Origin of the sequence: Nonomuraea sp. NPDC049400, from assembly GCF_044466425.1 — a bacterium.
In the GTDB taxonomy this organism is placed as follows: domain Bacteria; phylum Actinomycetota; class Actinomycetes; order Streptosporangiales; family Streptosporangiaceae; genus Nonomuraea.
In genome coordinates this window covers 1-9,708 of the sequence record NZ_JBITMP010000116.1, presented here as the reverse complement: position 1 = coordinate 9,708, position 9,708 = coordinate 1, and the positions used below count along the sequence as shown (strand labels likewise).

Here is a 9,708-nt window from a genome sequence, read left to right as displayed (position 1 = left end):
TCACCCTCGATGCGGATTCCCGCGCCCGCCGGATCGGTGATCTCGGCCCAGCGCACGTCGGCGCGAGTGCCGTTGTCCTGCGGGCGGACGTACGGGGTCTGCAGGTCGTCGACCGTGGCGTGGAAGTGGCCGATCCGCGCCGCCTGCCGCGAGTCGGGGTACGCCTCGCCGGGCCCTGCGCCGAACCACTGCGCCCGTGATCGGGGTCGAACTCGTGCCGGTTGACACCGCGCAGCACGATCCGCCGGCCGTTCACCGTCAGCACGCCGTCCCCGTTGATCTCGACCGTGCGGAAGCCGAACCGCACGCGCACCCGCTCGCTCGGGGTGGCGATGACGGCCTCGTAGAGGAAGGGATCCTCCGCGCTCCAGGGCCGTACCCGGTCGAAGACGAACGTCTGCGTGGCGGCGGCGGCCTCCACCCCGAGCAGGGGGATGCCGACCTCGACAGGCCCGTCCGCCGCCACGTCGAATCGCACCCGCCCGCCTCCGTCGGAGTAGTCGGCATGCACGAAGACGTCCCGGATTCCGCCGACGGGCCGCGCAAGCAGCGCTACGTCCCGGAAGATCCCGGACAGCCGCCAGGTGTCCTGATCCTCCAGATAGGTGCCAGAGGAATACTGGTGGACCCGGACGGCCAGGACGTTGCGGCCCGGGCACAGCGCCTTCGTGGCGTCGAACTCCGTCGACAGGCGGCTGCCCCTGGTCACCCCAAGCTCCACTCCGTTGAGCCAGACCCGCGCGCACGAGTCCACACCCTCGAAGCGGAGCACGGCAGGGGTATCACCCCACTCTTCGGGCAGCTCGAAGACGCGGCGATAGTCGCCTGTCTGGTTCTCGTCCGGGACGAACGGCGGATCTATCGGAATCGGGTAAGGGATGTTCAGGTAGGCGGGCTTGCCGTACCCGTGGAGCTGCCAGTGCGAGGGGACGGCGAGCCGATCCCACTCCTCGTCGTCGAAGTCGGGACATGGGAAGCCGTCCGGCTCGCCGAGGCCGATGGGAGAGAAGCGGAATGCCCAGTCACCGTTCAGGTCGAGCCGCGGGGCGTCAGAAGCGAGGACGGCTCGCGGCGCGCGCTTGCCATAACCTGGGGAGAAGTCTTCAAGGTACACGCGCTTTCCTCTTCCAGTGATAAAGTTTCGCGCGAAACCGTAGTATCGAACGCGTGTTGCGGCAAGGCACGGAACCGGCTCTACGCTCGGCCTTTGGCAGGCCGGACGGGCTGAGAAAGTTTCCTCGGAGTTGCTCTATAGTTTCCATGGACACACCATGGCGGCGGAAAGGCGAACGTGACCGAGAACCCATCGGGGCCGCCCGCGGTCACCATCGCGTTCATCGCTGAATCCGCGGGCGTCTCGATCCCCACCGTGTCGAAGGTGCTCAACGGCCGCTCGGGCGTCTCGAAGGAGACCCGTACCCGAGTCGAAGGTCTGATCAACAAGTACGGCTACCGCCGCCCTTCCGGCAGCCGGGGCAGCACCGTGGAGATCGTCTTCCGCGAGATGGAGGGCACGTGGGCCGTGGAGATCATCCGCGGGGTCGAACGGGTGGCGCGCCAGAACCGGATCGGCGTCCTGGTGTCGCAGCTGGGCCCCGACTCCTCACCCGCCACCTCCATCGACGAGACGATCGGCCGCCGCCCCGGCTGCGTCCTGTTCGTCTCCGAGATCTCGGCGCCCGAGCAGGCGAAGCTGAAGACAAAGGACATCCCGTTCGTCGTCATCAACCCGGCCGGCGAGTTGCCGGATGACGTCCCCTTCGTGGGCACCACCAACTGGCGGGGCGGCCACTCGGCCACCCGGCACCTGCTCGACCTGGGGCACCGGCGCATCGCGATGATCAATGGGCCGGACTATCCGTTCTGCCAGGCGCGCATGGCCGGATATTTCTCGGCGATGGCCGAAGCCGACGTCGCCGCGGATTCTTCGCTGGTGGTCCGCACCTCCCTCACCCGCGAGCACGGCTACGCCGCGGCCCTCGAACTGCTTTCCCGCCCTGACCGGCCGACTGCGATCTTCTCCTCCAACGACATGCAGGCGTTCGGGGTCTATCGCGCCGCTCGGGAGCTGGGCTTGTCGATCCCGGGCGAATTGAGCGTGGTGGGCTTCGACGACATCGTCGTCTCAGACTGGGCCGACCCACCCCTGACGACGGTCCACCAGCCATTGTTCGAGATGGCGAGCGCCGCCACCGACCTGGCGCTGACCCTCGGCCGCGGTGAACCGGTTCGCCAGGTCGGGGTGGAGATCGCCACCGTTCTCACCGTCCGCAAGAGTACGGCACCGCCGAGGACCTGAACTCGTAACGCGACCCCGCCTGTCGCCCGCCCATGACAGCGGGGGCGCAGAGGTGCGTGCCCACGGAGTCGGTTCAGAAGTCTTGCGGGGTTCCCGAGACATCATCCACCATGCCGCGTCCCGCCACCAGGTTGTCCCCGTTGCCGTAATCCATGATCCATGATCCATGACCACGATCGGTCGAGGTCGTCCCTCGTCTGGATCACGAAGGCATACTGACTACCTTCCGCGCTCATCCTCTGAGTCTGATTGACCATCTCGAGATCCACCATGAGAACTGCGGCTTGCTCGGATGGACGAGAGTAGCTCTCCCCTGACGCGAGGCGAAACCCCAGGTCAGAGGATGCACCGTAACCCACGCGGCCCGTTTCGGGCGTATTCCGGCCGCACCCCAGGTAGAGCGTGGCCGCCGTGGGACTGGCGGCCTGCCTGAGGATCGCCATCCGCTGCCCCCACGCCATGAACGGCTGCCTGTCGGCCAGGCGGATGGCGGCGGCGAGGGCGTCCGGGTGAGGCGGCGCTGGGGCTGGGCGGCAGGTCGGCTGTGCGCGGCTGATGGAGGTGGACCACAGCGGCCGCCGGCCCTGCCCGTGCCACTCGCGTCCAGGGGACGCTGCGTCGGCCGGGAGCAGCGGGGAGTCTGGGTGATGTGTGATGCCACTCAGGCTGGAAACCGGGCCGATCATAGAGTATCCGGCAGAAGGCTGCGGTGTCCCTGCCGACTGGAGGGTGCTACCACGCCGTGTGGCTGGAGCTGCCGCTCGCCGGGCCGCCGGGGCTCTTGGGGGCTTTAGGGTCGAGGCGGTATGAGCCGGGCGGCATGGATGAAGGTGAGGCGGAGCGCGCGTGATACGGGTAGTGGTGGTGGACGACGAGGCACTGGTCCGGTCGGGATTCGGGCTCATTCTGGGCGCCTCGGAGGACATCGAGGTCGTCGCGACCGCGAGCGGCGGCGATGCCGTGGAGACCGTCCGCCGGGAGCGGCCCGACGTGGTCCTGCTGGACATCCGGATGCCGGACGTCGACGGGCTCACCGTCCTGCGGGAGCTGCGGACGATGCCTGATGCTCCGGTGGTGGCGATGCTGACGACGTTCGACGCCGACGAGTACATCCTGACCGCGCTGCACTCCGGCGCTGCCGGCTTCCTGCTCAAGGACACCGAGCCGGAGCAGCTCGCCCACCTGGTGCGCACCCTCGCAGCGGGCGGTGTGGTGCTGTCCCCCAAGGCGTCGCGGACACTGCTGCGCGGCCACCCCGGCACCGAGGCGGCCGTCGACGAGGGGGCGGCTCGCGTCCGGCTGCTCACCCCCCGCGAGCGTGACGTCCTGGTCCTGGTGTCGGAGGGGTTGTCGAACGCCGACATCGGGGCGCGTATCCACCTGGGCGCCGGCACGGTCAAAGACCATGTCAGCGCGATTCTCACGAAACTGCGGGTGACGAGCCGGGTACAGGCCGCACTGCTGGCACAGCGGGCCGGGCTGCTCGACGAACGCAAGCAGTCGCAGGCCGGCTGATGAGCCGCGTAGGCGCCCTGTGGGGGCGCGTGCCCGCGCCGGTCGTCGACCTCGCCCTGGTGGCGGTGGCGGCCCTGGACGTGTGGGTGAACACCTGGGAGGAAACCCGCCTCGGCGTCGCGTTCGCCTTGCTCGGCTGCGGCGCGCTGATCTTCCGGCGCAGATTCCCGTTCGCCGTCTTCCTGCTCACCCTGCCGATCATGGTCACGACCGAGGTGGCCGTCGCTCCACTCGTGGCGCTGTTCACCGTAGCCGAACGCTCCCGCGACCGCCGCTTTCTCGCGGTATGTGTCGCCTTGACCGCCATCGCGGGCAGCATTCCGTGGCCTCCGTCCGACCTCTCCGATGTCGGCCAGACCTTTACGCTGCTCTTCTTCGTCTACAACCTGGCGATCGCCGTCGCCCCGGTCCTGTTCGGCCAGCTCGTCCAGGCGCGACGGGACCTGGCCCGGCGCCTGGAGGAGATCGAGGAGGCAAGGGAACACGAACGTGCCCTGCACGCTCAGGCCGTGGTCGCCAGGGAACGTGCCCAGCTGTCTCGGGAGATGCACGACGTGGTCTCCCACCAGGTGAGCCTGATCGCGGTGCAGGCCGGAGCCCTGCAGGTCGCTACCAAGGACGCGGACGCCAAAGAGGCTGCCCGCACGATCCGTTCGCTGAGCGTGGCCACGCTCGACGAACTGCGCATCATGGTTACGTTGCTGCGCGCCTCCGGCGGCCACGCCACCGAGCTGACTCCTCAGCCGACCCTGGCCGACCTGCGCAAACTGGTGGAATCAAGCGGTACTCACGCGGAGCTGATGGGTGAGCTGCCGCCCACCGTGGGCACACCCGCGCAACGGGCCATCTACCGCACGGTCCAGGAGGCGCTGACCAACGTCCGCAAGCACGCCCCCGGCGCCACCGCTTGCGTCGAGCTGTGGCAGGAAGGCGACGACGTGGGAGTGACCGTCACCAACACCCCGCCCACGCGTCCCTCCCTTTCCCTCCCCGGTTCGCAGCAGGGCTTGGTCGGTCTGCGGGAACGGGCCGAGATTCTGCACGGCACCCTGGATGCGGGCCCGACCACGGAGGGCGGCTACCGGGTGCGGCTGCGGATTCCCCTCAGCGCGGACTGACCGACCCCTCATGCTGTTCCGTCGGCTTGCGGCTCACGAGACCCACTCGTGGTCCGCGTCCGGCAACGAGAAAGGGGGCTGGCGCCCGTGCTCCGCCCGGCCTGCACGCTCGTCCAGCTCCCCGTCCTGACCGTGTCCGGTGCCGCGTCAGGACAGCGAAGATCCCGGCACCAGGCTGATGGCCCTGGTTTCCCGCCTCGCCCACGGGCGGACGACGGGCGCTTGACGAGGCGTCCCAGGCGGCCGTGATTCAAAATGCCGTGGTGGCGGGCACCAGCGTGGATCCCGCCCGCGGTCTACCGACGCCTGTGGCCTTCGTCAGCGGCCTGACGGAGACCGCACAGGGCCGATATGCGACTCAGCGACATCGGCCACGCCCTCCTCACTTCAGCAGGGTGCTGACCAAAGCGACGGCCACCCCTAGGAGCGCGTCGGTACAGCCGATCCTGACGGCTCGTCCCCACGTGCGGCCCGCAGCCCGGGAGACGAGCAGGCCCCAGCACAGCAGCAGGACGGTGTTGACTCCGAAGGCGACGTACTCGATGCCCTGGGAAGGCCACCAGCCAAGGCCCGACCCACTCAGCAGCAGTGCGGTGGGCAACGCCGCCACCACCAGCGGCCATTCGGCGAGCACGGCACGCACCACACCCCGGACGCCGGGATGGCCCTGCGCGTCGCGGTGGGCGATCTCGTGGGCATAACCATGGGCCAGGGCCGAGGCGAGGGCGGTGAACAGGACCCACAGAGCGTCATCCATGCGTGCCGCTCGAGTCGTCTCGCCGAACTGGGTGAGCGCGGCGACGGCCGAACTCGACACCAGGAGCCCGTACACGCCGCCGAACAGCGCAGCCGGCTGAGCCAGCCAGTCCCACACCACACGTCTGCAACTGATGGCGGACTCGGTGTGCATAAGGGGCCTTTCGCGGTCTTGGTTTCCGTGCATGTCGGTGCGTGGGGTTGTCCGGTCGGGAGTGGGGCAGTGGACGACCGGACAACCCTGCGTGTGGTGGGTCTTCACGCGAGGGCCAGGAGCTGGGTGGCCGCCAGTTGCGCGTACAGCCGGTCCTGGGCCACCAGTTCCTCATGGGTGCCCACCGAGCGGATCCGGCCGGCGTCCATGACGACGATCCGGTCGGCGCCTGTCACCGTCGACAGGCGGTGGGCCACCACCAGCACGGTGGTCTCGCGGGCCACCTCTGTGATGACGTCGCGCAGCGCCAGCTCGTTGATCGCGTCGAGCTGTGAGGTCGCCTCGTCCAGGAGGAGCAGCCGGGGCTTGCGGAGCAGGGCGCGGGCGATGGCGATGCGCTGCCGCTCGCCGCCCGACAGCTTCGAGCCGCGGTGTCCGACCGGGGTGTCCAGGCCGTGGGGCAGGCGCTCGACGAGGGTGTCGAGCTTCGTCTGGGCCAGGACGTCGCGGATGTCGTCGTCCGTCGCGTTGGGCGCAGCGAAGACCAGGTTCTCCCGTAGTGTGCCGGCCAGCACCGGAGCGTCCTGCTCCACGTACCCGATGGCAGACCGTAGCTCGGACAGGGACCAGTCCTGTACATCCTTGCCGTCGACCAGGACCCGGCCGCCGGTGGCCTCGTAGAACCGCTCGATGAGCGCGAACACCGTCGACTTGCCCGCGCCCGAGGGGCCCACGAAGGCGGTCATTCCGGTTCCCGGCACCTCGAAGCTCACCTGCTGGTGGGTGTACGGCAGGCCCGGACGGTAGCGGAAGGACACGTCCTCGAAGCGGACCGACGCCGGACCCGACACCGCTGTCCCCTGCCTGGGCAGGGCGCCCTCCTGCCGGACGGGCGGTTCCGTCGACAGGCGTTCCACCTGCGCGATCCGGGAGATCGCGGCCGCCCCCTCCTGATAGGAGGACACGGCGTCGACCAGCTTGGACACCGGCTCGATCAGGTAGAAGAGGTACAGCAGGAAGGCGATGAGGGTGGACATGGGGATCTCCCCGGACGCCACGCGCGCCCCGCCGACCGCGAGCACGGCGAGGAAGGCCAGCTGGACGGCGAGTTCGTCGGCCGAGCCCGCCATGGACTCCCACTTCGCGCTCTGCATGCCGTGACGCCACGCCCGCCGCGCCGCCGCCTTCACCCGGGCGGTCTCCCGCTCCTCGGCACCGGACGCCTTCACCGTGCGAAACGCCCCGAGAGCCCGCTCCAGCGCGACGGAGATCTCCCCGACCGCCTCCTGCGACCGCTCGGTGGCGCGGGCGATCCTCGGCATCACCAGGGCGACGGCCCCGCCGACCAGCACGACCACACCGAGCGTCACGCCCAGCAGTACGACGTCCAGGAACGCCATCATCACGATCGCCGCCACGAAGGCCACCGCGCCGGTGGCCGCGGAGACGACCGCCTGGGTGCTGACCGCCCGCAGCAGCGTGGTGTCCGAGGTGACCCGGGACATCAGATCGCCCGGCGGGGTCCGCTCCCACTCCGCGATCCGCAGCCGCAGCAACCGCCCCACAAGGGTGCGCCGCGCGGCCAGGACCACTGACTCCGCCGTCCGCTCCAGCACATACGCGCCGAACGCCTCGACCGCCGTGCCCAGCAGCACCAGCGCGGTGAGCGCGATCAGGATCCCGGCGATGGTCTCACCTGTCGCGAGCCGGTCCACGAGCGCCTTGGTGGCCAGCGGCTGCAGCAGCCCTCCGGCGGCCCCGACCAGGGCGCACAACAGGCCGAGGGCGACGGCCCACTGGTGCGGCCGGACATAGGCGCACAGTGCCTTGACCGTCTCTCGGGCGGACAGGGACGTTTCATCCGTCGTCGGGGCGGATGCGGTGTTCACGAAGTTCCCTTCTTCTGCAGTCTGCCGGGCACCGCATCAGCGGTCCGGCACACCAGTGCGTGAGCATGTGTCGGGTCAGTGGACAAGTCCGGCTGTGCTCGTGGCGAGGGTGTGCACCAACGCTTCGGAGACCTCAGGGCGGACGACGAACAGGACGAAGGCGCCCGCCGCCGGCGTCAGACCGAGGAATTCCAGAAGCTCGCCCCTGCCAGGGACGGCGCCACGGCCCGGTACGTCGGCCGATGATCCGAGGAAGCCCTCGCGCTCGTTGTGTCGCGCACGGTCTGTCATGCCTCCAGCCTGGAAGCCCGTCCGCCCCATGCCCACCCGGCAACTGTCGGGTCCACCCCCGCCGAGTGGCTGAAGAAGACCGCCATCCGGTCGCGTCGGACCGGTCGGGGACGAGACTCCGCCGATCAGCAGGGCGGTACCCGCCGATCGGCGGGGGCGTTACCGAAGACTGCCGGATGGTCCGCCCCTGACGTCCACGCGAGATTCTCCGTATGACACAGACACCGCCGCCGCAGGAGACACCTGCTCCGCAGGAGAACTCGTCTCCGCAGCCCCGAACCCCGCCCGAGTCCGCCGTGGCGGCCTCGCCCGGTCCCTCGATGGGACGCCTCGTCGGGGTGGACCTGGCCCGCGCGCTGGCCGTGTTCGGCATGTACGTCGTGCACATCGGTCCCCCGCTGTCGGCCACGGACGGCGTCGCCAGTTGGGTCCGGTATCTGGCGGATGGGCACTCGTCGGTCCTGTTCGCCACCCTCGCCGGGTTCTCCCTGATGCTGATCGCTGGCCGCCGGGAGCCGAAGGCCGGCCTGGCCGGTCGGCAGGCGAAGGCCAGGATCGCGATCCGCGCCCTGATCCTGCTGGCGCTGGGCACCGCGTTGGCGATGGTTTACGGGGGAGTGATCATCCTCAACTTCTACGGCGTCTTCTTCCTCCTCGCCCTGCCCCTGGTGCGACTGCGCGCCAGGACACTCGCGATCACTGCGGCCGTCCTCGCCCTCGTCACACCGCAGCTGGCGTTCGCCCTGAACTCGCTGCTGAGCGAGTCGGTCCAGCAGGGCATCAACGTCTACGACCCGCTCCACCGCCTCAGCGACGTGGGGGTGCTCGATCTGCTGCTCACCGGCTTCTACCCGGCGCTCACGTGGATGTCGTTCGTGATCGCGGGCATGGCGCTGGGCCGCCTCGACCTGTCCTCCGGCACTGTCCAGCGGCGCCTGGCCGCGCTCGGCGCCGCCCTCACCGTGACCGCGTACGGCATGTCCTTGCTGCTGGCCGGCAAGGACGCGTTGAGGAGCCTCGCGGAAGACGGGTTGTCGTCCAGCGGCTCCGGGTCGGCGCCCCTCGACAGCGGGTCCTTCGAGCCCAATCTGTCGGCCTCGTTGCTCCTGACGGCCGGGCCGCACAGCGGCACCACGTTCGACATCATCGGCAGCGTCGGAGTCGCGATCCTCGTGATCGTCGGCGCGACGGTGGCGATGGACCGCCTGCCGCGACTGCGCCACCTGGCCAAACCCGTCATCGCCGTGGGCACCATGTCCCTGACCGCCTACGTCGGCCACTTCGTCGCACAGTCCGTGCTGTCCGTGCCCGGCGGGACCGGCACCCAGCAGTCCTGGATGCCGCTGCTCATGTTCATCGGCGGGGCGATCGCGTTCGCCTCCATCTGGTCCCGCTTCTTCCGCCGAGGACCCCTGGAGTACCTGCTCAACGCCTCCACCAAGCCGGCGAAGTACATCCGATGAGACCCGGCCGGGGTGGCCCGCCTCCACGCTCCACCGCTCTGGCAGCCCGGGCGAAGCTCAGCATCAGGGACAAGGCCATGATCTCCATGCTCATAGCTCTCATCGCGTTCTTCCCGAGCTCGACCTCTGCGACAACCTCCAGGGGGTCGTGCGCTCCGTCGCTCACGTGGCAGGTGAACACGTGCGGGCCGGGACCCACGTGGGTCGAGAGCCACGCGAGCAG

7 protein-coding genes and 2 pseudogenes are annotated in these 9,708 nt (G+C 69.5%); 4 read left to right on the top strand and 5 right to left on the bottom strand.

What is annotated here, in order from left to right; translation table 11 throughout:
• Together ACIBVN_RS59935 and ACIBVN_RS59930 are read right to left on the bottom strand one after the other, a co-directional pair.
• Positions 1-137: pseudogene (locus ACIBVN_RS59935) on the bottom strand (hypothetical protein); the annotation flags it as partial.
• Between the two features lie 89 nt (positions 138-226).
• Positions 227-1,114 (bottom strand): annotated as a pseudogene (locus ACIBVN_RS59930) (glycoside hydrolase family 2 protein); the annotation flags it as partial.
• Positions 1,115-1,291: 177 nt separating this feature from the next.
• Between ACIBVN_RS59930 and ACIBVN_RS59925 the strand changes: the two are divergent.
• From ACIBVN_RS59925 to ACIBVN_RS59915, 3 genes are all read left to right on the top strand, one after another.
• A complete protein-coding gene (locus tag ACIBVN_RS59925; protein WP_397151720.1) occupies positions 1,292-2,299 on the top strand; it encodes a LacI family DNA-binding transcriptional regulator in 1,008 nt (335 codons plus the stop codon).
• A gap of 846 nt (positions 2,300-3,145) precedes the next feature.
• Positions 3,146-3,814 carry a response regulator gene (locus ACIBVN_RS59920; protein ID WP_397151718.1) on the top strand — a complete coding sequence of 223 codons (669 nt, stop codon included), beginning with the start codon at positions 3,146-3,148 and terminating at the stop codon, positions 3,812-3,814.
• Positions 3,814-4,932: a sensor histidine kinase gene (locus tag ACIBVN_RS59915; RefSeq protein ID WP_397151716.1), complete on the top strand. Its 1,119-nt coding sequence runs from the start codon at positions 3,814-3,816 to the stop codon at positions 4,930-4,932. Before ACIBVN_RS59920 ends, ACIBVN_RS59915 begins: the two co-directional genes overlap by 1 nt.
• A gap of 382 nt (positions 4,933-5,314) precedes the next feature.
• Here the strand turns inward: ACIBVN_RS59915 and ACIBVN_RS59910 are convergent, their stop codons facing one another.
• From ACIBVN_RS59910 to ACIBVN_RS59900, 3 genes are all read right to left on the bottom strand, one after another.
• Positions 5,315-5,842, bottom strand: coding sequence for a hypothetical protein (locus ACIBVN_RS59910; protein WP_397151715.1), 528 nt, complete (start codon positions 5,840-5,842; stop codon positions 5,315-5,317).
• Positions 5,843-5,946: 104 nt separating this feature from the next.
• Complete coding sequence (locus tag ACIBVN_RS59905) at positions 5,947-7,731, bottom strand: ABC transporter ATP-binding protein (protein WP_397151713.1); 1,785 nt, start codon at positions 7,729-7,731, stop codon at positions 5,947-5,949.
• 75 nt (positions 7,732-7,806) lie between these two features.
• On the bottom strand, positions 7,807-8,022 hold the full coding sequence (locus ACIBVN_RS59900) for a hypothetical protein (RefSeq protein WP_397151711.1): 216 nt from the start codon (positions 8,020-8,022) through the stop codon (positions 7,807-7,809).
• A 212-nt stretch (positions 8,023-8,234) separates the two neighbouring features.
• Here ACIBVN_RS59900 and ACIBVN_RS59895 point away from each other — a divergent pair, with 212 nt between their 5' ends.
• Positions 8,235-9,485 (top strand): DUF418 domain-containing protein, encoded by a 1,251-nt coding sequence (locus tag ACIBVN_RS59895; protein ID WP_397151709.1) that lies wholly within the window; start codon positions 8,235-8,237, stop codon positions 9,483-9,485.
• Positions 9,486-9,708: the final 223 nt, after the last annotated feature.

Bases quoted from the DNA above. Each gene is read 5' to 3' on its own strand.
- ACIBVN_RS59895 (WP_397151709.1), top strand. From the start codon at position 8,235: ATGACACAGACACCGCCGCCGCAGGAGACACCTGCTCCGCAGGAGAAC.
- ACIBVN_RS59915 (WP_397151716.1), top strand. From the start codon at position 3,814: ATGAGCCGCGTAGGCGCCCTGTGGGGGCGCGTGCCCGCGCCGGTCGTC.
- ACIBVN_RS59900 (WP_397151711.1), bottom strand. From the start codon at position 8,022: ATGACAGACCGTGCGCGACACAACGAGCGCGAGGGCTTCCTCGGATCA.
- ACIBVN_RS59910 (WP_397151715.1), bottom strand. From the start codon at position 5,842: ATGCACACCGAGTCCGCCATCAGTTGCAGACGTGTGGTGTGGGACTGG.